This window comes from Altererythrobacter ishigakiensis, from assembly GCF_001663155.1.
GTDB classification, from domain to species: Bacteria; Pseudomonadota; Alphaproteobacteria; order Sphingomonadales; family Sphingomonadaceae; genus Erythrobacter; species Erythrobacter ishigakiensis.
Genome location: NZ_CP015963.1, coordinates 1,340,440 through 1,364,419, shown reverse-complemented (window position 1 = coordinate 1,364,419; position 23,980 = coordinate 1,340,440). Strand labels below are relative to the sequence as shown.

Genomic DNA, 23,980 nt, shown 5'->3' with positions numbered 1-23,980 from the left:
AGTATTCCCCCTGATCAGGATCGGATTAAGCACTCATAGTTGCCAAAGCTGCTGCCTCTTCGGTCATGTCAGCCATAGCGTTGCCGTCAAAGGCAAACGCGCCCGTATCAATCATTGCCGCCAAAGCGTCGTTGCCAAGATAACCAATTTCGCCATCCATACCAACGATTTCGTTCGCCGGGCCTGCAATTTGGTCAAGCAGGCCGTCAATGGCATGCTCGGCCATGATGTCATCCATGATGGCTGCCAGCTCTGGAACATGCGCCCCGGTGTCGAGGCCTGCCATCTCGGCAAGCTGCGTTTCGCCGCCTGCCTGTGGAGTCAGCGCCATCAGCGCCTCCATCATCGAACCGCTTGCGTCCATCATGCCCATCATTGACGGAGCCGCATCGAACGCCGGGCCATCGGCCAGGAATTCGCTGAAGCCGCCCGCTTCGATGCCATTGGCGCCGAAGTCTGCAAGGTCAGTCATGCCGTCAAAGGTAAACGTATCATGGTTTCCAAATTTACCATTCGAGTTTACCGAAACAGGCGTTTCGATGTTTGACGCCCATTCCATGGAAGCGGCGCTTTCAAAGTTGCCCAGGCTGTCCATCGACACCATTTCAAAGCTCGACATTCCGGCAAATGTGTAAGCATCCGAAGAACTTACCGAAGCATTACCGAAGAAGCTGGTCATTTCACCAGAATTAACCATCATCGCGCCAAAGGCTGCCGTCGCGGTCATCGAAGTGGTGAAGCTGCGCATGCCAAGCTGGTCATTCAAGCTATCGTTAGATGAGCTGAAAGTGCCGACACCCCATGTTCCTCCATCGAAGAAATCCTTCGATCCGCCGTTGCCATTGCCCTTGCCGTTCCCGGAACCACTAGTTCCATCATCCAATAGATTGGTTTCGGTGCTGAAAGATTGAAGCGAAGCGCCACCGCTGCCGCTGTCTGAAAGACTCAGCGAAGCTGATCCGTCGTCTGGTGTCACGGTGATGTCAATCGTTCCAGTTGACGTGTCGCCATCGCCATCGGTCGCCTGAACATCAAAGTCGAATGTCAGATCGTTTCCAGACAATGCGGACTCACTACCAAAAACGCCGAGAGCGAAGCGGTCGCCTCCTCCGCCATTGAAATATGATACTCCGTTGAAGAATGCTCCACCGACTGCGCCGAAGCTCACCTGATCGCCAACTTCAAGGCCCGTTACCGTAACAGTACCGTTGACGTTAGCCACCACGTCATAGTCAGCGCCAAGAATGAGGACGTTTCCTCCTGAGTCCTTCACGACGATCGAGGAAGCATCGACGGCCACAGGAAGGGCGGCCAAGCCATTCGGTAATGTAGCAGTGTCATCGAACAAAGTTATAGTTACTCGAGCATCGGTACCACCGCCACCGACTTGCATGACTGTGAACGACGCATTGTCAACGTCATAGTGTCGGTCAAAATCAAAGCCGTCGACATCTTTCTCGTCCTGACCAGGCGCACGACGTACATCGACAACGAAATCAAGCCTTAGGCCTTCGCCATTATCGATCCACTGGTTGGCGTTACCAATGTCAGTCGCACTAGTGTTCACCGTGCCATTGGTTGGTGTGATCAGAAGGTCTTCGCTGTCATTGTTGTCAACGTCGATATCGTTGAGATCTGAATCCAACCCAACCCAATCGTTTTGACCAGCTGGCGCAGATGAGAAGTCATCGAAAACAAAGCCAGAGCCATCGTCGAGCGGGCGATCAAAGTCGATCGTGTAAGTCGCATCGTCACCGGCTCCGGTGCCCGTATTCAACGTTACAGTGAACACTTGTGCACTGGCGTCGGTATTGGTTTGATCAGTGCTCGCCGTCAGCGTGCCTGTACCGAAACCGAACAGATAGATGATATCGCCACCTGCTGTAATCGGATCGCCGCCCGTCGTCTGAAGCGTTGTCACACCATCCATGCCGCCAACAAAGGTCAGCGTACCAAACCCATCCGCTCCAATGAAGTCGGTTCCAATTCCATCGTTGTCTGGGTCATTGATAAGCCGCGTAGCAGTTGCCGATCCGCTGTTTACCAAAGCATCGTCCTGCGTGGGCAGCGCTCCCGTGGTGTCGGTTAAGTCGACCGGCGTGAAATTGACCGGACTATCGTCTTCGATTGTCACCGTGATCGCATCCACCTTGTTCGTGCCGGCGGTGCCATCAGCAACCACAACATCCAAAGTAAGAGTTGTTATGTCCTCGCTCGCGGTATCCGAATGATCAATCGGTTTGGACAGCAAAACCGTATAGTCCGCTTCGCCATTTGCCGGATCATCCGTAATCGTGATGCGAATAACCTCGCCTGCGGTCGTCGAACCGATCAGCGTGTTCGGAGTTGTATTGTCCCAAGTGATCGCTTCTCCACCTGAACTCAATGGGTCAGTTGGAATACCAATAAGATAGTTAAAGCTCGTATCAGATGCGTCTGCGTCAGACACGCTGAATGAACCAGTTGCAGTCGCTGAATTGGTAGTGTCGGTTGGGTTACCAACAGTATCGGCGTTACCGGCAGACAAACCTTCGTCCGAGACTGCCACAGCGTCGGTGCCAACCACTGGGAGATCATTCGCCCCATCTATGGTGATCACAAGCGTCGCTTCGGAGGTGTCACCATCCGAGTCGACGATAGTGTAGGTGAAGGTGTCTGTTTCAGTTTCGCCCACATCGAGGAACTGCACTGCAGCAGTGTTCAGGTTGTACGTATAGCTACCATCGGCGTTAAGAGTAAGCGTACCCCATTCGCCGGTTGTGTTGCCATCTACAGAACCTGCGCCGCCGAAGCCCGAAATTGACTGGATAGAACCTTGTCCGTCACCGCCAAAATCGTCGTCAGTGCCATCGGTCAGGATGTTTCCTCCAACCGATGCTGTATCTTCACCGATCGAATTGGTGTCGTCTACAGCCGTTGGGCCATCATCCGAGAAGAACAGCTGATCGCCAATTCCAGCTGACTGTTCAGCGGTGTCACCATCGCTATCAGTCAATGTGACTGTAGCGCTAATTAGACCTGTCAGGTCGAGGGTGTCGTTGTGCTCGCCAGAAGAATTGTCGCCGTCGATTAAGTGCTCAAGCGGAACATTCTGCTGTAGAGTTACCGTGCCGTCGGCATTGATCGTAACGGTAAACGCCGTCTTTTCGGTGCCGTCATTGTAGACGCCCGTGATGACATTTGCGGCAGTCTGTACCAGAGATACAGAATAGTCCCCAATGGCAGTAGCAAGCGGTGTAGAACCGTCACCAACGATGTCGATTGTATATACAACACTGTCCGAAGATGCTGCACCATCGGCCCCGAAGTCGCCAACATAGGTAATCACAGCCGCAAGAGATGTGTCGCTGATCGGGAAACCGGCCGGCGTTCCTGCATCAGTTTCGTCAACATTGACGCCAAAGCCTTTTGAAACGCTTGCGATGCTTGGCCCATCATCGGCAAAACGGATGTTTCCGCCCAGATCAATGGTTTCGCTGTCGGTCGCCTGATCGCCGTCACCGTCGGTGATCGTCGAGCTGGCAGTCAGCGTTACTTTGCCATCGACAAGCGCGATGACATGATCTTCAAACGGCGTTTCTGTCGGGCTTGGATCGGTGTTCGTATGATCGATCTGTTGGTACTGGTTAAGTGTAACCGTACCATCGGCAGCAACCGAGATATCAAAGATCGTGTTACCATCATTGATCGAGCCCGCATCAGCTGCGGTCGAACCGACAACAACCCCGCCAACCAGGAACAGGTTAATCGCATCACCGCCGCTAGTCAGCTCAGATGTGCTGTTTGTAACCGCCAGAGCATAGCTCAGAACCGGTGAAACCGCACCATCAGCACCGCCGTCAGACGTGAGGCCGAAAACACCGCCAAAGTTGGCTGAAGAGCTGTCCGTATCCGTCAGAACGCCTTCTGTTTCGGCATCCTGCGTCTCCAGAACCACACCAGCATCATCACCCTTCGTCACATCAATCGTCGGGATGTCGTCTTCAACAACAACCTCAACCGTTGAACCAGCCGATACTGTTGCTGGATCACCATCAAAATCGGTGAACTTAACAATATCGCTCAGATCCAGCGTCAGCGTCTGATCATCATCATTAGCCGGATTGTTCGGCAGATGATCGATCTGTTCGAAGATTTGGACCGAGAATTCACCAGTTTCGGTGTTATCGATAGCTACCGCAATGACACGCCCAGTGTCCGGATCACCGACATAACCGATCAACAAGCTGCCATCAAAAGCAGTTGTCCACTCAATCGTTTCTCCACCAGAAGTCCAGTTGGGATCGATAAAGTTGGACAGGTCAAAGCTGTACGTTCCTGGAAGATCATTGCCGGTGTCAAACAGGCTCGCAAGAGATCCGCTGTCGGTCGTGTTGACGCCGTCATTATCGGTAATGCCATCTGTAAGCTCGTCTTCGTCAACATTGAGCGTGATGTCAGCATCCTGCGCAGCAGGAGCATCGTCGTTGAACGCAATGTTACCACCAAGGTCGGCTGTCTCGGTCGTTGTGGCCGTATCGCCATCAGCGTCTGTGATCGTGACGCTAATTGTGCCGTCGATCAAATTGTCATCGAGAACCAACTGAGTATCGGTAGACGAACCATCGTCAGTGTGATCGAGCACCATATACTGGGTAACAGTGATAGTGCCGGTCGCTGTATCTAGATCCATGATAAAGACGATGTTTGTACCATCAATATCGCCGCCGCCCGGAGTCTGTGTCGATCCGATTACGTCGTCACCGACCTTATAGAGATAGACAGCGTTTCCGCCTGAAGTCAGGCCGCTGTCAGTACCACTGACTACGTCAAGACCGTAGGCGACAGAGTCCGCTCCGCCTTGGCCGTCAGCCCCATAATCGGGGGTGTAGCCCAACAAGCTTGAAAGCTCGAGCGTATCGCTATCGGTAATATCCGCGTCAGAAGTGACTGCAACAACGCTGTCATTGTCATTATTCGAAGCAGAAACAGACGGCCCATCATCGGCAAAACGGATGTTTCCGCCCAGATCAATGGTTTCGCTGTCGGTCGCCTGATCGCCGTCACCGTCGGTGATCGTCGAGCTGGCAGTCAGCGTTACTTTGCCATCGACAAGCGCGATGACATGATCTTCAAACGGCGTTTCTGTCGGGCTTGGATCGGTGTTCGTATGATCGATCTGTTGGTACTGGTTAAGTGTAACCGTACCATCGGCAGCAACCGAGATATCAAAGATCGTGTTACCATCATTGATCGAGCCCGCATCAGCTGCGGTCGAACCGACAACAACCCCGCCAACCAGGAACAGGTTAATCGCATCACCGCCGCTAGTCAGCTCAGATGTGCTGTTTGTAACCGCCAGAGCATAGCTCAGAACCGGTGAAACCGCACCATCAGCACCGCCGTCAGACGTGAGGCCGAAAACACCGCCAAAGTTGGCTGAAGAGCTGTCCGTATCCGTCAGAACGCCTTCTGTTTCGGCATCCTGCGTCTCCAGAACCACACCAGCATCATCACCCTTCGTCACATCAATCGTCGGACCATCATCCTCGAATGCGAACGCAGCGGTGATGTCGACGGTCGCGTCATCGCTGTCTAGATCACCATCGGTCACTTCAGCAGTCAGATTGATGAGGCTGCCGGTCATTACTGCAGCCGAAGCTCCAGACTCAACCGGATCGGCCGGATCATCATGCTGAACCGCACGATCCTGTTCCAGGCTTACACCACCATTATCGGCGTCAACCGTGATCGTGAAAGCGACCGTAGTTGTCGAGTTTTCAAGGTAGCCTTCGATCGTGTCGGTGCCCACCATGCGCAACAGGATCGCATCGCCGGTCAGGGTATCTACCAGACCGCTGTCGGTGCCATTACCGCCAGTGATCGAAAGCGAGTACGCAACCGCATCGGCATCCTCGACATCGTTGTCGTCGGCGTCCTTGAAGCTGTCATTGCCGAAGTCGACATTGAACAGGCCAGAGAAGTCTACCGGGCCAGCTGTATCGTTTGGCGTATCACTGTCATCGGTAACCAGACCGGTTGGCAGATCTGCACCTGTCGGCGTTACAGACGGACCATCGTCGCGGAACGACAGATTATCAGTCAGATCAATGGTTTCAGAGTCAGTGTCGCCGTCACCATCGGTTGCCGTCGCTGTCAGCGTGATCAGGTCAGAACCTGTCAGGCCGGTCGCGTCGTCATCATCATTGGTGTCAGCGTGAACGACCGCACGAAGCTGATTCAGCGTCACCTCACCGGTCGATGCATCGACCGAGACGGTGAAGACCAGATCTCCATCGGTATTGCGGCCTTCAACAACCGAACCGTTGAGGCTTAGCGTCACTGGCTGATCAGTCAGAGTGTCAACCAGGCCTGATGCGCCCCCGGCAGTTGCTAGCGTGTACACCACGCCGCCATCGCCATCTGCACCAAAGTCCGTGCTGAACGCGCCAGCGAAGGAACCGCTGTCATCTGTCGCAAAGTCAGTCTCATCGACTTCAAGCTGCGGTTCGGAGAACTGGTCATCAATCGATACCACCGGACCGTCGTCAGCAAACTGGACGAGACCGCCCAGATCCAGCGTTTCGCTCGAGCTGTCAGTGTCGCCATCGAAATCTTCGATGTCTGCTGTAGCTGTCAGACCAACCAGATCGTCCGCCAAAGCGGCAATCTGATCTTCAAACGGAGCTTCGGTTGCGCTTGGATCGTCCGCAATCGGATGATCGATCTCGTCAAACTGAGTCAGTGTAACTGCGCCAGTGTTCGTATCAACTGTGAGAGAGAACACGACAGTTGCGTCGACAGAAGCCGGTGCAACATTCGATGTCGAGCCCACAATTGTGCCGTCGGCCAGCTCATAGACGAAGATGTCCGCGCCGTTGCTGTTGAGGCCGGTGTCCGTGCCCGCCGCAGCGAGCAGCGTCAGATCATAGGTTGTGTCGACACTTCCCGGACCGTCTGCACCGTAAACCTGGCTTGTGATCGCAAATGCGCCGGCAAACTGACCGGTTGCAGTATCAAAAGCCGCGCCTTCGGTTTCGGCATCCTGTGTCAGCAGCGTTGCGCCGCCATTTCCGCTGAAATCCAGCTCTATGCTTGGAATATCATCGGTAATGTTGACGTTGATTGTGCCGGTGCCGATCAGGTTACCGTTGGTGTCGCGGACCTCGTAGGTGAAGCTCTCCGCGGCATTCTCAACATTAGTGCCCTGAACCGGATCGTGATCAAACTCGGTATCCAGCGTATATGTATAAGCGCCAGTGTTTGCATCGAGGACAAGCGTTCCAAAGAAGCCATCGCCGTCAGAATTCAGGCCAGTAAGCGAATAAACGAGTGTGCCTGACGCGCCGGTAACAGTGATCTGACCATCTGAATCAATTTCGCTATCCGACGTCGGGTCGCTGCCAAACGGCAGCCCTGCTTCGTTTACGTCAACATCGTTGTCGCTCACTTCGCCGCCGACATTGTCGATATCGATTGTCAGGTTTGCCACCGCTTGGTCGCCGTCAACATCTTCAATCGTATAGCTGAATACAATCTCCGCATCGCCATTGATCGAATCTGACGCAGAATCAAAGGTATAAGAACCGTCTGAATCCAGGGTCAGAGTGCCGGCCGAAGTGACGAGAGTAATTGTGCCGTCAGGTGCTACATCCTTGCTCGTAAATGTAATTCCCTGGTTGCCGCTGACAAAATCAGCATCGACGACTGCTCCGCTCGCTGCGTAGCCGTCAGCACCTGAGGCATCTGCCACACCGTCGGTTGCGTTGGCGTCACTTCCGCCCGAACCTGTGACGACGTTGCCATCAGCGGTTTCGCCTTCGCCTACGCTGTCAGCATCATCAGCAGCTGTCGGAACATCGTCAGAGACAGAGACTGCAACGCTCGAAGTGGCGGTGTCGCCATCGATGTCGGTTGCAATAACATCTACGCTGCCCAGAGCCTGCAGATCGTCAGCGGTAAAGGTCGGGTGACTGTCGTAGTTATCCGACAGGGTCGCCTCTACCGTTGCCGTGTCGCCTGTGCGGGTCAACTGCAGCGTCACAATAAGGTCGCCGCCATCCGAACCAGTGATCGTGTCGTCATCAACACGTACCCAGGTCAGACCACCGCCCAGACCAGACACATCGCCGAACACGATCGAAGCAATGTCATCCGAGCCAGCAGTGAACACGATGTCATCGCCATCGGTCAGAGCTGCAGGGTTCGGGTTAGAACCATTAGCCAGGTTCTCATCATCAACCGTCAGGCTGATCGGAGGACCAGCTACAGGGTCCTGGCCGTCTTCAATGCTGATCGGCTGCGTCGCGCTGCTCTCATCGCCATCACCATCGGTGATCGTATAATCGAACGAAGCGTCAATATCGCCGCCAGACTGGTCAAGGTTCAGGTTAGGATCAAAGGTCCAGTTCCCGTCCATATCCATCGTGTAAGTGCCATTGGCATTGCTGTAAGACGCATCCGTACCGTCCTGCGGAACAGCCGTCTCAACACCACCAACAGTAAACGATGTCACTGTAGCGCCATCAGCACCCTGCGTGTCATTCGCCAGTACATTCGCACCAATAGTGCCAACCGCATCTTCAGCTACACTCTGTGCAGCATCATCAGCAGCTGTCGGAACATCGTCGATGATAGTGATAGTGAGCGTGTCTTCAGCTTCGTCACCATCAAGGTCAGTTACAACAACGTCGAACGAGACCGAGGTGTCATCACCATTAGTATTGTCGCCTAATGTGTATTCGTAGACGATAGTACCGTCGCCGGTGACCGGATCATAGGTGACCGAAGTAATCACGAGCGTGCCAGTTGCGTCGTCGATGATGACCTGGTCATCAGCATCGTTTCCGGCATCATTGTCGAGGTTAACCTCAACACCGTTGATTGTGATGCTGTCTACGCCGTCAGGCGAATTGAATGTGATTGTCGAGCCGGTCGTCTCGCTGGTGTCCGAATTATCGTCAGGATCTCCGTCGGCGCCTTCACCTGAGCCAACCGGTTCTTCGCCGCGTGGAGGAAGACCACCCTCGTTAACGATCGTGCCATCACCAACATCTGGGATCTGAATTGTATCGGGAGCGTCTTCAATTGTGATGGTCAACGTAGCCGTTGACGTGCTGCCATCCTGATCGACGATAGTATAATCGAAGCTTTCTTCGACACCGCCTGGCGTATTGACATCACGCGTATAGGTATAGCTGCCATCAGCATTTAGCGTCAGCGTGCCGTATTCGCCTTGCAGCGTTTCACCGGCGTCCGCCGAACCAGTTGCATTGGTAAATCCAGATACTGCACCGTCGAGCGAGTAATCATCTGCACCCGATTCATCATTATCGAGTACATTGCCCGTGATCGGATCATGCGTGCCGGCCGGAACAATGCCGATGTCATCGGCTGCGATCGGGCTGTCGTCTTCAACGATAATACTGAGGCTTGCATTCGCAGTATCGCCGTCTCTATCGATTACAGTGGCCTCAAAGAAACCATCGACAGTTTCACCCACGAGGTTGTCGGCCAAAGTGTAGCTGAAGCCGATCTCACCATTGGCGAGATCGATTGAGGTGATCGTTAGATCACCGAACGGAGAACTGAATACCTGTCCAACGGAAGAAATTTCAACGCCATTGATAAGGATAGCAGAAAGCCCATCAGGCGCGTTGAAGACAATCGTTCCCGAAGTGGTTTCGGCATCGGTTTCCGACGCTGTACCTTCCGGTTCGCTGCCACGTTCGGGCAAGCCACGCTCTGCGACGGTTGCAATCGCATTCTCAACACCAACCGGGTTGTCAGGCGTTTCGATGACTACGTCCGGTTCGCGGTTAACGATATCGGGAAGGACTTCCTCTTCTTCCTCTACCACGCGAGCAAGGTCGGTATAGGGCAGCAGGTCGCCAAGGTCGAAAGCGTCCTGGATGGGGCCTACATCACCAGCGAAGTTACCGCCCGAGCTGGGAACCTGTGTCGGCTCGGCCTCAGGATTGATTTCAGCATCGTTCAAAAGCGCAGCGAGGTTGAGTGGCGGAACCGCTACGCCGTCAATAACAAGCTGAGGAACAATGATCGCGCCATCAGGAATGACGATCTGCGAACCGTCGGCCAGATTGATGACCAGATCGCGCCCGACGACGGTGATATCGTCAAGCGAAACACCTTCAGGAAGTACAACGACGCCATTTGCATCCGCTGCCAGAACTCTTGTTCCGTTTGAGCCACTTGCCGTGGTTTCCTGAAGTGAATTCGAGCCTGGGTTGAGGCTGTCCTCAACGCCATTTTCCAGTTCGAAACCCCCGCGTTTTCCGCCTTCGAAATCAACCATCTTTATAGACCTCTTTATGCGGGACAGACCATCCATCCCCGTTAGCAAGTCATGACAAAACTGGCCTTTGCAGATCTCCCGGTTCGGGATCACCTGCAAAGCAGATACATCATGTCTTGCGGCCCGAAATTCTGCCCTTGTCGAAGTCCGATGCGCCTGTGCGCGACTCGGAATCTGGGCTTTTTGTTAGTTAGATCAGAACAGTGAATCGCATTGGTTGCAAGGCCGGTAACCATATTTTGTTCGCGGCGATCCGCCCGAAATCACTAAAAAATCTCATGTTAACCAATGCCAGGAGCGCCCTGTCCGAATGTGGTACAGTTCGTTAGGCAAAGTTACAGATTCACGGCTAAATCGGGCTGTAAAGCGAAGGCCGACAGATTTTGCCAAAGCCGCTCCAGCGGGCAATCAACAGCTGCCTGGCGGCCAAATTGTCGCGTATAATGGTGGCGCTGTTAGTGGATACCACAATCAATCGCGTCACCGCCCCGGATGAGCGATCAACCGAATAAATGGCGTTCTCGCTGTATATAGTGCCCAGCGATCTTTGCACTGGCAGTTGAAGCATTGGCCTAAACAAGAGGCAGACTTGTCAAGCACAGGCGTTGCAAATTCCCCACTTACATGTCTGGCGTTTGCATATGTTAACGCGCGAATTGTAAAAACACGACAAAGAATCAGTTGTTTAGCTATTTCGCGACTTTTGGTCGCTTTTTAATTGATTCGGGGACTCGCTTGCATCACAATGCCTTCATGTTAACCGAGTTTCTTACCGAATTTCGCGTTTAACAAACTGATTTTTGGACTTAATTTATTGTTAGGTCAGTTTCGTTGACCAATGGGGGTTAACTGAAGATCATTATTGGCGTTCCGAGGGGAGCCAAAGCGTGATGATCCGGCGCGAGCCGGTCAATAAGATAACGGGTCGCGCTGGTTCCGATCGCATTTACCCCCTCGGCACGGGTAAGCTGACAAAAAAGTCAGATGCCATGATTTGGACAGTACCGATGCTCACTCTTCCGAGTTTTGGTGCATTAATTGGGGTAAATGAAATGACCTTTGTAAAAACTTTTATTCGTGATGAATCAGGTGCTTCAGCTGCTGAATACGCTCTGATCCTTGCTGTTGTTGGCGCTGGTATCGCGTTTGCTGCTTTCGCTCTGGGCCAGGCAATCAGTTCGTCGATCGGCAATGCTACCACGCAGGTTAACACTTGCTCGGCTGGCAACACCAGTGGTTGCTCAGCTTAAAACGTCACGTTTTTTGCCTTTAGGTTTTCCTGCGGTACCAGATGGTACCGCAGGAAAATTAACTTCTGAGGGGGATACGTCCTTCAGCGATATGGGGTTTGTTTGGATCGCCCGGATTGGGCATTGGGGGTAAATATGAGGGGGCGTAATCTCCTGATCATCGGTTTGGCCGTTTTTCTCGGCTTGATCGCGGTCTATTTCGCAAATTCCTATTTTTCGGGAGTTGACCAACAGCAAGCCCGCGAAGCGGAAGAAAATCGCATGGCGCGCATCGTCGTTGCCTCGCAAGACTTCCAGTTCGGCACACCCTTGGCAACCACCAACATCCGCATGGCCAACTGGCCAGCGAATTCCGTGCCGCAAGGCGCGTTTACATCGGTCGAGGAAGCGACCCGCGATGGTCGCGTGGCACTTCGCCCGATCGTAATCGGCGAACCAATCCTGCAATCCAAAGTCAGCGGCGAAGGAGGGCGAGCAACCCTTTCCGCCATTATTCCTGAAGAGCTGCGCGCGGTTACTATTCCGGTCAACCAGGTATCGGGTGTGGCAGGCTTTATACGTCCCGGAGACGTAGTGGACGTTCTGCTGACCCGTCAGATCCCTGGTGATGGAGCAGACAGTCAGGACCAAATGACAAATGTCGTCCTTGAAAATGTCTACGTGTTGGCAATCAACCAGACCGCTAATGAAAACGCGACCGAGCCGCAAGTCGGCCAGACCGCAACCGTTCAGACCGATATTGTCGGCGCACAGAAGCTGACGCTGGCCCGTCAGGTCGGTTCACTCAGCCTTGTTCTGCGCAATGTCGAAAACCAGGACGTCGGCGGAACCCGAGTAGTAACTCGCAACGATCTGGGCGCAGCCGGACTCTACATTCCAGAGCGTGAGCGCGGCCAACAGGCAGCGACAAGTGGTGGCACAGCTGCTCCACGTCGCCCAACCGGGCCGACTATGGCGATTGTGCGCGGCACTGAATCACAGACCTATGAAGTTAAGCGCAAGGGGGGGAACTGAGCCATGCGCAAGAGCCTGAAAACAATCGGCGCAGCGGCGCTAATCGGCATGACCGGTGGGGCTATCCCTGCCGTCACGGCTCCCCTTGCTGCACAGGATGACTACGGCATCCACGCAGGATCGATCGAAGTGCCGGTCAACAAGAGCCAGGTAATCACGGCTGACCGCCCGATTTCCCGCGCCATGATCGGCAATGACGAGATTGCGGATATTTTCCCGATTTCGGATCGTTCGGTTTACGTGCTGGGCAAAGCGACCGGCACTACCAGCCTCACGCTATATGATCGCGACAACAATGTCCTCGCGGTGATGGATGTCGCGGTAGGCCCCGATGTCATCGGTCTGCGCGAACAAGTCGCAACATTGATGCCGGACGAAGCCATCGAAGCTACAATCTCGAACCAGTCTATCGTCCTGTCAGGCACTGTCAGCAGCGCCGGCGCAGCTGACCGGGCAGTGCAATTGGCGAAGGCATACGCAGGCGACAATGTCGTCAACCTTATGTCGATGGGTGGCAGCCAGCAGGTTATGCTGGAAGTCCGTTTTGCCGAAGTGTCACGCAGTGTAGGTCGAGATTTGGGCGTGCGTTCGTTCTTCCGTTCGAACGACACATCATTCCGCGGAGCAACCGGCCCAGGCGCGAGCATAACGCCAGGCGAAACTGGCGGAATTCCAGGCGCAACCGTTGGCGTTGACAGCGCGAGTGGTGCGTTCGGTGTCGTAACACGCTCGTTCACAGACGTTTTGGGGCTGGATATTGATTTCGCTCTCGATGCGCTTGAGGCGAAAGGCCTTTCAAAGACTTTGGCCGAGCCGACCTTGATTTCACTCTCAGGCGAAACCGCATCGTTTCTTGCTGGCGGTGAATTTCCTGTGCCCGTGCTGCAAGGCAACGGCGGTCAGGGCGGTGCAACCGGCGGCGGCAATAATGGCTTGACCGTCGAGTTCAAGCCCTTTGGCGTAAGCCTGGGCTTCACGCCCACCGTTCTAAGCGACAATACGATCAATTTGATCGTCGAACCGGAAGTCAGCTCGATTGACCCCTCGGCATCAATCACGGTGGGTGGTCTTTCCATCCCCGGTCTTTCGACACGCCGCGCAAGCACGGTTCTGGAGCTGCGCGATGGTGAAAGCTTTGCGATCGCTGGCCTGATCCAGCAGGACTTTGAAACGACTGTTGATCAGGTTCCACTGCTTGGCTCGCTGCCAATCATTGGCGCGCTGTTCCGTTCATCCGGCTTCCGAAAGGGCGAGACGGAACTTCTGATCATCGTGACACCGCGTCTGGTTCAGCCGATCAAGCCTGAGCAAGTTCGTTTGCCAACCGATCGGGTCGCAGATCCAAATGCAATGGAAACGTTGTTCGGTGGTAACGCATATACGCCAGTTCCGGTTGAGCCAAACGAAGCTGATGGCAATAATGAGGAGAGCGACTATGAGCTTTAAGATCAAAACCGGCGTCCTTCTCGCTATGGCAATCAGCGTCAGTGCTTGCGCTACAGTCGAGGATGCAGAATGGATCGGCTATCAAGACCCGGGATTTGGTGAGGCCAATCGAGCCACCTATGCTGCGATGGTTGTCAATCCTGAACCCGAGTATGATACTCCGATTCCGGCGACGAGTGCAGAGAAAGCCGCACAGGCGATTGAACGGTACCGCAATGACCAGGTCAAGCAGCCTGAGCGTATCTCAACTACCGAGAGCATCGGTGGTAGCGGCGGCAACAATTAAGAAGGCAGTCAAGGGGATGACCAGCCATGACACAGGAACGGCATAAGCGATTTGTGAAGAACGCAGACGGCGCGGTCGCAGCGACCTATGCCCTTGCGCTCATTCCGCTGATCGCGATTGCCGGCCTGGCGTTTGACTATACCCGTGCGGTTGGCCTTGATACCGAATTGCAGAACGCGGCGGATCAGGCGGCACTGGCGGGCGCGACCCAGCTAGACCGAGAGACTGGCGCCATTACCCGCGCCACCAACGCAGTTCAGGGTGGGCTGGTCACCAATAACACTCTGTTTTCCAATGATGGCGCAGGCACAACTGTTGCCATTACTGACGTGGTGCAGCTTACCTTTTATGAAACCAAAGCAGATGCAGAGGCTGGCACGAACCCGATCGACATTACCGCCAGCGACGCCGATCAAAGGGCCGGTTTCGTGCAGGTGGACGTCGATACACGCGATGCTAACTATGCGCTGACGCCCATTGTCGGGGCCATCACGGGTAGCCTTAACGCGTCAGCTGTGGCTGGCCTTGGTTCCGCCCTTTGCCGCGTCCCTCCTCTCATGATCTGCAATCCGGATGAAGCCACGAATTCTAAAATGGACATTAATTCAACTGCGGCAGATCCGGCTCGTGGACGAAAGGGCGTTGGTTTTTTAGCCAAGCCAGGCGGCGGCAGCCAATGGGTGCCGGGAAACTATGGGTATCTCGACGTAGGTCTTGCCAATGGCGCTGTCGGTGTACGTCAAGCACTGGGCTGGGGTTCGGCTGGCAACTGCATCGCGCAAGCTGGCCCTGCGACCGTCGATACACAGACCGGCAACATCGCCAATGCGCCCGGATCTGCCAACACGCGCTTTGATGTTTACGAGAACAACGCCTGTGAAGTGGACGATAATGGCGCACGCCCTTGCCCATCAGCCGTCAATGTGCGCAAGGATATGATCCGGCCGCAAACATCGGCACCGGGTTCTGGCGCCACGTGCCAAGTCAATAACAATCAGGGTGGCTGGCGACTGCCCAAACCGGGTGCAAACCCGGACTATCTCGGCGATGCATACCTTCCGCGCAACGCCAATGTGTCATACACGCATACTCCAAAGAGCATGGGCCATCCGCGCGACAAATGCCATGCCGTGGCTGACGGCGATCCGGGCAGCTGCAAAGTTTTAAATGGTGGGTTTGGCGACGGTGAATGGGATCGCGACACCTATTTTCGGGTACATTACGTACGCACTTTTGATCAGGATGGAGTGATTGGTACAGCCGATGACGTAGGCACGAGCTGGTCACCCACAGAATGGCGGGCAAACCTTGCCGGCGCACTTCAGGATCTTGATGGCGACGGAACCATCGAGCGGACCATCGATGAGATAACCCGATACGAAGTCTATAAATGGGAAGAAGCCAATCTGGGCGACCCGGTTGACGGCCTGTATGTCCTTGAGGATATCAACTACACCGAAGTGACTGGTGGTGACGGCGTCCAGCACAAGGGGGAGTCGATCTGCAGCATTGAACACGGCTATTCTCCCGTGTCGGTTCCCGATCGCCGCTTGATGTCGATTGCAATCGTCAACTGCAATGCAGAAGGCGTCAGCGGGAATTCAACTAACGTGCTCGTTACGCAATGGATCGACGTATTCCTGCCGCAGGTCGCGGCTGACCGGAATTACAATGGCAATCACTTCACCAGCAAAGATGAGCTCTATGTTGAGATTGTCCGTGAGAACACCACAAGAGCGACTGGTGCCGGCGCCGGCATCACCATTCGCCGTGATGTGCCCTACTTGGTGAAATAATGATGTTTGTTCGGCGCTTCCTTTCTGACACGCGCGGCGGAGCAGCTGCCGAGATGGCGCTGATCCTGCCGATCTCTATCCTGTTGCTGTTTACCGGGTTTGAGACCGGCCACTATTTTTACCAGCAGCACCAGATCGTAAAGGCGCTGCGCGATGGCGCGCGGTATGCGGCGCGCCAGAGCTTTGACGAGGCCAACTGCCGCGACGGTACGGCAAAGCAGTTCCAAGGACTTGTCCTGACTGAAATCCAGAGTCTGACGCGCACAGGTCAGATCAACGGAACAACGCCACGAATTGCGAACTGGAACAGCAATGGTCAGGTGACTGTCACTGTAACCTGTCCGACCGGAGCTGAATCGCAAACGGGTATCTATGATGGTACTGAGCGCGCGCCGCAGGTCACCGTTGAGACGCGGATTAGCTATGACTCGCTTTTCAACGGGCTGGGTATCATCACCGATAGCTACAGTATCGGCGCATCCCAGCAAGCCACGGTAATGGGCATATGAGCATCCATTCTTTCCTTGATCGTTTTGCCCGCGATGAGAGCGGACTCGCAGCAGAGTTTGCTCTGGTCCTGCCGCTCTTCCTCCTCCTGCTGCTCGGCACGATTGACGTTGGCATCTATTCGTGGCGGATCAATCAGCTGGAAAAAGCGACGCAGGCCGGCGCCCGTTACGCCGCTGTAACGGATCCGGTCACCTCTGGTCTCGACGTAAGTTTTGTGAACCAGACGATTGGCGGCACGCAAATTCAGCAGGGTGACCGCCTGCCTCAACTCGACTTCTATGTGAGGTGCGACTCAACCGGCTGCGATCCATGCCAAGGGACGGATTGCGGCACGCTTGGGCCAATTGCTTTCCAATCAATCGCATTTGGCAACCTCGCGGATCGAATGCGGGCCTACTATCCTGGTGTGCAAGACGCTAATATTAGGGTCGAATATCGCGGCAGCGGGCTCGGCTATGCTGGCGACCCAAATGGCCCGGACGCGGCCCCATTGATCACAGTGCGCCTCGTTAACCTTCAATACACTCCGGTCACTTTGTCTCCCATCGGGACGTCAGTAGATTTGCCGGATTTTGCCTATTCTATTACCGCAGAAGATGCGAATGGTTCGAGATCGAACTGAGCTTTTTGAGAAGTAGCATGAGTAAAATGGACAACATTCAAAATTCAGCCGGAGAGACGGTTGGCAACTTACCTAAAGGGGTGATGGTTGTCGCACAGCCCGGCATGTTGTCGGGTTTAGCAGGACTTGCGAGCCAGGTGAAAGCGATCGCCTGCGGCATCGAGGACAAGCTGCCGATTGCTGACCTTGCAGCGGCTTCTGTTGTTGTGATCGAAGTAGATCCTGCATCACGCAATTCGCTTGAGCGTGTTGACGTGCTGCGGGCGCAACTGCCGAGCATCAAGGTAATTGCGGGTCTCGCTGACGTGGACATCGCGACGACGCGCACTCTTTTGCGCCGCGGTGTCAGTGACATTGTTGCCCTGCCCTTCACTCTCGACGAACTGGTCACGTCAATTGTCGACACAGCGCAACAGATCGATCCTGAAGTTGAAGGTGAACGGGCTCTCGCGCCTTTCATCACTGTAATCAAGAGCATCGGTGGTGCGGGTTCTACAACTGTGGCAACACACCTGGCCGCACAGATGGCCCATGATCTTGGCGAAGGCCATCGTGCCTGTATCATTGATCTTGATCTTCAGTCCGGAGACGTTTCGCAGTACCTCGGCGCTAGCTCTCGCCAGTCGCTGATGGACTTGATTGAGGCGGGCGATCGTCTTGACAGTGAACTGCTGCGGTCAGTCGCCACGAAGGGTCACGATCTGGTTGATGTGATCTCGCCACCTACCGACATCGTTCCGATTGAATCGATTGATTTCGAACAATTGATGCGCGTCATTACTCTGGCGCGACGCGAGTATGATGTTGTTTTAATCGACTTGCCTGCATCATTCACCAATTGGTCCCTTTCGACTGTATACGCAGCCGACATGTCAATTCTAGTTGGAATGTTGACGATCCCCAGCCTGCGCCATGCCAAACGCCAGCTCGATTTCCTCATATCGATGGGCATAAGTAAGGATTCAATCCATGTTGTCTTAAACCAGGTCGAGAAGAAGCTGTTCAAGAGCATCGACGCAAACGACGCAGAGAAAGCCCTCAAGCATCCTGTGCTAGCCACTCTGAGTGAAGAAGAAAGCCTGTTGCGCGAAGCGCAAGACCAAGGCCAGCTGATTTACGCAGTCCAGAAACGCAGCAAGTTCAGCAAGGATATCATGAAGCTGAGCGATCTGGTGGCAGAGCGTCTGGCGGAGGCAGAATAACATGTGGAAGATTAAACGTCCTGAGGGCGAAAACGCTGTCGAAGAACAGCACGAACTGGAGCATAATGATCAGCCACCCGCTGAGGTGGTTTCCCTGCACCCGCAGACCAGCGAGCGGCAGGAAACCTTGCTGCAAATGCGGATGGCAATCCACCAGGGTTTGTTAGACCGCATCAATCTCTCGATGCTGGACAAACTGCCGGAAGAGCAAATCAAGGCCGAAATCGCGCAAGTAGTTCCTGAACTTCTGGTCACTTTTGACCAGCCGCTGAACCGTGAAGAGCGCGCCACGCTGATTGATGAAGTAATGGACGAGCTCTTGGGCCTCGGCCCTCTCGAACCCTTGCTCAAGGATGAGGGGATCACCGATATCCTGGTCAACGGTGCCGATACCGTTTTCGTTGAACGCCAAGGTGTTCTTGAACGCATGGCCACCCGTTTTCAGGATGAAAAGCACCTGATGCGCATCATCCAGAAAATCGTCAGCGCCGTTGGCCGCCGCATTGATGAAAGCTCGCCTTTCGTAGATGCGCGTCTCAAAGACGGCAGCCGTGTCAATGCGATCATCGCACCGCTTGCGCTCGATGGATCGCTGCTCTCGATCCGGAAATTTGCCAAGGTACCGATCAGCATGGACAAGCTTGTGGCTTTGGGATCTGTGCCGGAAGCCATGGCCGAAGTACTCCATGCGATCGTGGGTTCGCGCCGTAACGTGTTAATTTCAGGCGGTACAGGCTCGGGTAAGACGACCATGCTTAACGCATTGTCTTCCTATATAGACGAACGTGAGCGCATCGTTACTATCGAGGACTCGGCTGAACTTCAGTTGCAGCAGACCCACGTAGCACGTCTCGAAACACGCCCGCCAAACATCGAAGGCCGTGGCGAGGTGAGCCAGCGTGATCTGGTCAAGAACGCGCTACGAATGCGCCCGGACCGGATCATCGTGGGCGAGGTTCGCGCAGGCGAAGCTTTTGACATGTTGCAGGCAATGAATACCGGTCATGATGGCTCAATGACGACCGTGCACGCTAACTCTTCGCGCGACTCCTTAAGCCGTGTTGAACAGATGATCGGCATGAGCGGGATCGACATGCCGCAGCGCGCCGCACGTAACCAGATCGCCTCCGCCGTAAATGTTGTCCTCCAGGTATCGCGCCTTAGTGATGGCCGCCGCCGCGTTACCAGCCTTTCGGAAATCACCGGGATGGAAGGTGACACAATCACGATGCAGGAAATCTTCCGTTTCAAGAAGGAAGGTATTGACGAAAACAATATGGTGATCGGTCACTTCGAAGCGACCGGAATTCGTCCGAAGTTCCTGCTCGATGCAGAGGCGCATGGCATCAAACTGCCAGCCGAACTGTTCCGCCCAGAGCTGAAGATTGGCTAAGCAATGACAACAGAGATAATTCGTATCCTAATCCTTGTCGCGCTGTTTGCGGGCGTATTTCTGGTCACGCAATTCTTTGCGACCAGCTACGCCAAAAGCAGAAGCCACAAAGGTGCGATCAACCGACGGCTGGAATTGATCAGCTCTGGTCAGGACCGTGAGGAGATCATCGGGCAACTGATCAAGAACCGCCCGCAAAGTTCGTCCAATCTGCCCGCGTTTCTTGATAGCTCGATCGTGAAGATGCAGCGGATGGTATTCACATCCGGGATATCTCTGACCACAACACAGTTGCTTTTCTTTATGGTCATTGGACTGATCGGAGTGTTCCTACTTAGCGTCTTCGGATCGACGCTCGTTGGTCTACCGGTTAGTGTCGGATCGGTCTTGATTTGCCTGTTATTCTCGTTGGCGGTTGCGGTGGGAATTCCTCTGCTGGTGATCAGCCGAATAGCGCAATCGCGCCGCAAACGAATGGAATATCAGTTCCCGATTGCGCTTGACATATTCGTCCGCGCCTTGCGCTCCGGGCACCCGATCGCCTCGGCCATTGATCTCTTGACCAAAGAAATGGAAGACCCGATCGGGTCCGAATTCGGCTTGATTAGTGACGAAGTGGCATATGGCGCCGATCTTGTTGGCGCGCTGGAACATATGGCAGATCGCTGGGAGCTCGAGGACATGAAGATGTTTGTTGTCTCACTCTCGGTTCAAAGCCAGACTGGTGGTAATCTCGCAGAGATACTGGAGAACATCTCAAAGGTTATCCGTGATCGCCACCAGATGTTCCTAAAGGTTAAGGCTCTCAGTTCTGAGGGCCGGATGACGGCCTGGATGCTGACCGTACTACCGATCTTTGCATTTGTATCGATCTTTGTTCTGACCCCCCAGTACTATCTTGAGAATGCTGAGGATCCAATTTTTCTCTACGGGGCCATTAGTTTGATAATTATGTATTTCCTTGGCGTCTACATTATTCGCCGCATGGTCGATCTAAAGGTTTAGCATGTTAGAGTTTGCAACTTCCAACTGGGTGATAAGGGCGCTCATCCTGCTGCTTATCTTCGGCGCCGTCGCAGCTGTAGTCCTGTTTGTATCCAGCGCTACATCGAGCCGGATGCGTGTGTCCCGCCAACTCGCTTCGCTTGGCGGTGACGGCGGTGCAGCGCAAGAGACACTGACCCGACAGCGCAGCGAAGGCGCTTGGGCCAGAATGGTCAAACGGATTGAAGAGGCCGGTTTCAACCTTTCTGACACGGCGGAATCGGAAATATCCAAACAGCTCAAGGCGGCAGGCTATCTATCAGAGTCTGCGCCACGGGTTTATACGTTCGTCCGATTGATCATGATATTTGCGTTGCCGGGTCTTTGGCTGTTGGCTGCGTGGCTGCGAACTGAGCCACCAACTCTCTGGCAACTCTACATCGGCAGTGCTGTTCTAATGGTCATGGGCGCCTATTTGCCCAATCTATTTATTCGTGCAAAGGCTGATCGGCGCCGCGAAGAAATCGTCAATGGGTTCCCGGACAGTCTGGATTTGATGCTGGTCTGCGTCGAGGCAGGTTTAGGGCTTGAATCAGCCCTCGATCGCGTCGGTCGTGAACTCGCGACAACTCATCCGCGAATTTCTGAAATGCTGACGGAAACGACTCTACTAATGCGAGCGGGTGCGAGCAGAGAAGACGCCTTACGCAAACTTGGTGAAACCGCCGGCGTCGACGAGATCAAGTCTTTCGCCACACTGCTCATCCAATCGGACAAACTCGGAACGAGCTTAGCGACTACTTTACGTGTCTATTCGTCAGAAATGCGCGAGGCACGCCGCCTGAGAGCTGAAGAAAAGGCACACCGGCTGCCTGTCTTGCTTTCGATCCCACTAGTTGTTTTTATGCTTCCGACAATGATAGGCGTGATCATTCTTCCAGCCATTGTCATGTCGATCCGTGAAGTACTACCAGCCCTGCAGGGAGGCTCTTGATATGAAACAGATCTACCGCACATCGTGCTGCATCGCCGCAGCACTCGCATTGGGGGGGTGTCAAAGCTTCGTGAACGCCCTCGGTTTCGGACCAAAGCCAGCTCAGACTGAACAGCGCGCTGAAGTTTTTGGCAGTGAAGAACTGCAGAAAGGCAGACTGGCGCTTGAGCAAGGCAATATCGCCAGCGCCATCCAGCAATTCCGTTTGGCCGCCTTGAATGAGAGCCATGCCGCCGATGCCTTCAATGGCCTTGGTGTTTCCTATGCACGGCTTGGCCGGGCCGATTTGGCAGAACGTTACTTCCAGGCTGCGGTCAAAGTTGACCCGAGCAATCCGAAGTATGCCGCCAATCTCTCGCGCTTTTACCAGTCGCCGCTTGGCAATTCTGCCCGCGCGCTGGCAATGCGCGAAGCAAAAACACAGGCATTGCTTGCGCAGGCAGAGAAAACTGCGGTTGAAGAAGGCTTGATCGAACCGGAGATCGATGATCGGGGCGCGGTCGCTATCTCGACCCCTGCTCCGGCTCAGGTTGAACGTGTATCCGAAAACGAAGTGGCGATTGCGCCTGCAGCAAAGACCGATACTCCTGCTGCACGTCAACCGGTTCGTCAGGCGGAAATCCAGATTCGCAGCGCTCCTCAGCCTGAAGCAGCTGCATCGCGGGTCAGTCAGGATAGCCAAACGGCAATCGCAGAGCCACGCCGCGCGCGCATCACCGTCTCTCGCGGTGGTCCACGCTGGAGTGCTAGCCCTCGTTCGCGCAACTATCCTGTGCGGATTTCATTGCGCCGCGGTAGCGAGGACTAATCCTTGGATACAGCGCTGCTTTGGCCAGCAGCACTGACTGCGCTCCTCGTCATAGGGGCCGTCAGTGACATGCGAACCCGCCGATTGCCGAACTGGTTGTGTCTCGCGCTGCTCGTGCTGGGACTGGCTTATGCCTATTATCTCGGTGGTTTCGCTCTCACAGGCTGGCACTTTGCGCATGCCATGATCGCGATGGTAATCGGCGCGGGCATTTTTGCAGCGGGAATAATGGGGGCTGGCGACGCGAAGTTCTACGCCGGACTTGCCGCGTTTTTTCCGCTCTCAGAGGGCCTCAATCTGCTGCTTTGGGTGTCTATTGCCGGTATCGTTTCCATCTTGAGCTGGATGATTCTGCGTCGGATCCTTCCTTTCAAGAAGCCTGAAGAAGGCAGCCTGCATGCCAAATTTCCATATGGTGTGGCGATTGCTATCGGCGGTATTCTCGTCGCTTGGACGGGGGTTGTGCCGTCAGGCGTCAGTGCGTGACATGTTAACCGCTGCTCTGCATAATTATCCAATGGAGCATGATCAGGCACCTCTTTTGAATACGGGCGATTGGATCGACCGTCTTGCAGACAGCGCGCCGCGGCTTTCTGTCCTCGCGCTAATCGCGATGGCCTGGTCGTTGACGCTGGCATGGCCACCAACGGTAAGCGATGGTCCTCTTGTTGAAGGCGGAACGCAGAGCATCCCTGCGGGTAGTTACCCTCTGCGCGTCGACTTACCGAACTCCGGAAGTACTGTCTCTGTCGAGAAATTGATCGCTCTAAGCGAGATTCATCCAGCGATCGCTGCGCTAGGTCTTGTTCCGGAGCCAGTGAATGAAGCGACGACTGAGGCATCTGCATTGACGGCGGCCCCTGCAAGATCGGTGGGTGAAGTTGCGCAAGGCAGCTCACGCAACTTTGCCGATGCATTTGCGGATTTCACAGCATCGCTACCCGCATCGCAACGTTCCGATGCGCGCGCAGCAGCAGCTCTCGCTGCGGCAGAGGGGTTGGAGCCCGGCGCATTTCTCAACCTTGATTATGACCTAGCGACGCTCGCGCCTAGCCAGCCTGCAAGTGGCGGCAGCGGCGGCCCGGCCAGCTATAATGCGTCTGACGGCAGTCTGACTGTAACAAAGCCGCTTATGGTGGACGGTGAAAGCAAAGGTCGCGCTACAATTCGGATCGAAGAAGGTGCGCAGATATTCATTGCGACATCGGCGGTGGCAGATGCGCTCGGACCGCGCGCGCAGGCATTGCCGTCCCGGGTTGCGAATGCGATCGAGACCGGCACCGGGTTCATCCCGTTCCACGAACTTCGCGGCGCGGGGGTTGCGGTGGAATATGATCCCGTAACGGATCGGGTGTCTTTATCGATGCCAGCCGGCGCGTAA

15 protein-coding genes are annotated in these 23,980 nt (G+C 54.7%); 14 read left to right on the top strand and 1 reads right to left on the bottom strand.

The window, feature by feature from the left end:
* Positions 1–25 precede the first annotated feature (25 nt).
* Entirely contained in the window at positions 26–10,294 is a 10,269-nt protein-coding gene (locus A6F69_RS06410) for a beta strand repeat-containing protein (protein WP_067598829.1), read from the bottom strand.
* 890 nt (positions 10,295–11,184) lie between these two features.
* Between A6F69_RS06410 and A6F69_RS13270 the strand changes: the two genes are divergently transcribed.
* The 14 genes from A6F69_RS13270 (at position 11,185) to A6F69_RS06335 (ending at position 23,980) form a co-directional block, all read left to right on the top strand.
* A complete protein-coding gene (locus A6F69_RS13270) occupies positions 11,185–11,544 on the top strand; it encodes a Flp family type IVb pilin (RefSeq protein ID WP_342669846.1) in 360 nt (119 codons plus the stop codon).
* Positions 11,545–11,679: 135 nt separating this feature from the next.
* Positions 11,680–12,558: a Flp pilus assembly protein CpaB gene (gene cpaB / locus A6F69_RS06395; protein ID WP_067598823.1), complete on the top strand. Its 879-nt coding sequence runs from the start codon at positions 11,680–11,682 to the stop codon at positions 12,556–12,558.
* A gap of 3 nt (positions 12,559–12,561) precedes the next feature.
* On the top strand, positions 12,562–14,004 hold the full coding sequence (locus tag A6F69_RS06390; RefSeq protein WP_083984718.1) for a type II and III secretion system protein family protein: 1,443 nt from the start codon (positions 12,562–12,564) through the stop codon (positions 14,002–14,004).
* Positions 13,994–14,290, top strand: coding sequence for a hypothetical protein (locus A6F69_RS06385; RefSeq protein ID WP_067598820.1), 297 nt, complete (start codon positions 13,994–13,996; stop codon positions 14,288–14,290). Before A6F69_RS06390 ends, A6F69_RS06385 begins: the two co-directional genes overlap by 11 nt.
* A gap of 26 nt (positions 14,291–14,316) precedes the next feature.
* On the top strand, positions 14,317–16,086 hold the full coding sequence (locus tag A6F69_RS06380; RefSeq protein ID WP_067598817.1) for a TadE/TadG family type IV pilus assembly protein: 1,770 nt from the start codon (positions 14,317–14,319) through the stop codon (positions 16,084–16,086).
* Positions 16,086–16,595, top strand: coding sequence for a TadE/TadG family type IV pilus assembly protein (locus tag A6F69_RS06375; RefSeq protein ID WP_067598814.1), 510 nt, complete (start codon positions 16,086–16,088; stop codon positions 16,593–16,595). The genes A6F69_RS06380 and A6F69_RS06375 overlap by 1 nt, the downstream gene beginning before the upstream one ends.
* Complete coding sequence (locus A6F69_RS06370) at positions 16,592–17,218, top strand: TadE/TadG family type IV pilus assembly protein (protein WP_067598811.1); 627 nt, start codon at positions 16,592–16,594, stop codon at positions 17,216–17,218. The genes A6F69_RS06375 and A6F69_RS06370 overlap by 4 nt, the downstream gene beginning before the upstream one ends.
* Positions 17,219–17,244: 26 nt before the next feature.
* Positions 17,245–18,420 carry a CpaE/TadZ family protein gene (locus A6F69_RS06365; RefSeq protein ID WP_067598808.1) on the top strand — a complete coding sequence of 392 codons (1,176 nt, stop codon included), beginning with the start codon at positions 17,245–17,247 and terminating at the stop codon, positions 18,418–18,420.
* A gap of 1 nt (position 18,421) precedes the next feature.
* Positions 18,422–19,813, top strand: a complete 1,392-nt coding sequence (locus A6F69_RS06360; protein WP_067598805.1) for a TadA family conjugal transfer-associated ATPase — start codon at positions 18,422–18,424, stop codon at positions 19,811–19,813.
* Between the two features lie 3 nt (positions 19,814–19,816).
* Positions 19,817–20,818 carry a type II secretion system F family protein gene (locus tag A6F69_RS06355; RefSeq protein ID WP_067598801.1) on the top strand — a complete coding sequence of 334 codons (1,002 nt, stop codon included), beginning with the start codon at positions 19,817–19,819 and terminating at the stop codon, positions 20,816–20,818.
* A 208-nt stretch (positions 20,819–21,026) separates the two neighbouring features.
* Positions 21,027–21,791 carry a type II secretion system F family protein gene (locus A6F69_RS06350; RefSeq protein ID WP_245638197.1) on the top strand — a complete coding sequence of 255 codons (765 nt, stop codon included), beginning with the start codon at positions 21,027–21,029 and terminating at the stop codon, positions 21,789–21,791.
* 1 nt (position 21,792) lies between these two features.
* Positions 21,793–22,599, top strand: a complete 807-nt coding sequence (locus tag A6F69_RS06345; protein ID WP_067598796.1) for a tetratricopeptide repeat protein — start codon at positions 21,793–21,795, stop codon at positions 22,597–22,599.
* Between the two features lie 3 nt (positions 22,600–22,602).
* Positions 22,603–23,085, top strand: a complete 483-nt coding sequence (locus A6F69_RS06340; protein ID WP_067598792.1) for an A24 family peptidase — start codon at positions 22,603–22,605, stop codon at positions 23,083–23,085.
* Between the two features lies 1 nt (position 23,086).
* Complete coding sequence (locus A6F69_RS06335; RefSeq protein WP_067598789.1) at positions 23,087–23,980, top strand: hypothetical protein; 894 nt, start codon at positions 23,087–23,089, stop codon at positions 23,978–23,980.

Bases quoted from the DNA above. Each gene is read 5' to 3' on its own strand.
- A6F69_RS06410 (WP_067598829.1), bottom strand. From the start codon at position 10,294: ATGGTTGATTTCGAAGGCGGAAAACGCGGGGGTTTCGAACTGGAAAAT.
- A6F69_RS13270 (WP_342669846.1), top strand. From the start codon at position 11,185: ATGATCCGGCGCGAGCCGGTCAATAAGATAACGGGTCGCGCTGGTTCC.
- cpaB (WP_067598823.1), top strand. From the start codon at position 11,680: ATGAGGGGGCGTAATCTCCTGATCATCGGTTTGGCCGTTTTTCTCGGC.
- A6F69_RS06390 (WP_083984718.1), top strand. From the start codon at position 12,562: ATGCGCAAGAGCCTGAAAACAATCGGCGCAGCGGCGCTAATCGGCATG.
- A6F69_RS06385 (WP_067598820.1), top strand. From the start codon at position 13,994: ATGAGCTTTAAGATCAAAACCGGCGTCCTTCTCGCTATGGCAATCAGC.
- A6F69_RS06380 (WP_067598817.1), top strand. From the start codon at position 14,317: ATGACACAGGAACGGCATAAGCGATTTGTGAAGAACGCAGACGGCGCG.
- A6F69_RS06375 (WP_067598814.1), top strand. From the start codon at position 16,086: ATGATGTTTGTTCGGCGCTTCCTTTCTGACACGCGCGGCGGAGCAGCT.
- A6F69_RS06370 (WP_067598811.1), top strand. From the start codon at position 16,592: ATGAGCATCCATTCTTTCCTTGATCGTTTTGCCCGCGATGAGAGCGGA.
- A6F69_RS06365 (WP_067598808.1), top strand. From the start codon at position 17,245: ATGGACAACATTCAAAATTCAGCCGGAGAGACGGTTGGCAACTTACCT.
- A6F69_RS06360 (WP_067598805.1), top strand. From the start codon at position 18,422: ATGTGGAAGATTAAACGTCCTGAGGGCGAAAACGCTGTCGAAGAACAG.
- A6F69_RS06355 (WP_067598801.1), top strand. From the start codon at position 19,817: ATGACAACAGAGATAATTCGTATCCTAATCCTTGTCGCGCTGTTTGCG.
- A6F69_RS06350 (WP_245638197.1), top strand. From the start codon at position 21,027: ATGGTCAAACGGATTGAAGAGGCCGGTTTCAACCTTTCTGACACGGCG.
- A6F69_RS06345 (WP_067598796.1), top strand. From the start codon at position 21,793: ATGAAACAGATCTACCGCACATCGTGCTGCATCGCCGCAGCACTCGCA.
- A6F69_RS06335 (WP_067598789.1), top strand. From the start codon at position 23,087: ATGTTAACCGCTGCTCTGCATAATTATCCAATGGAGCATGATCAGGCA.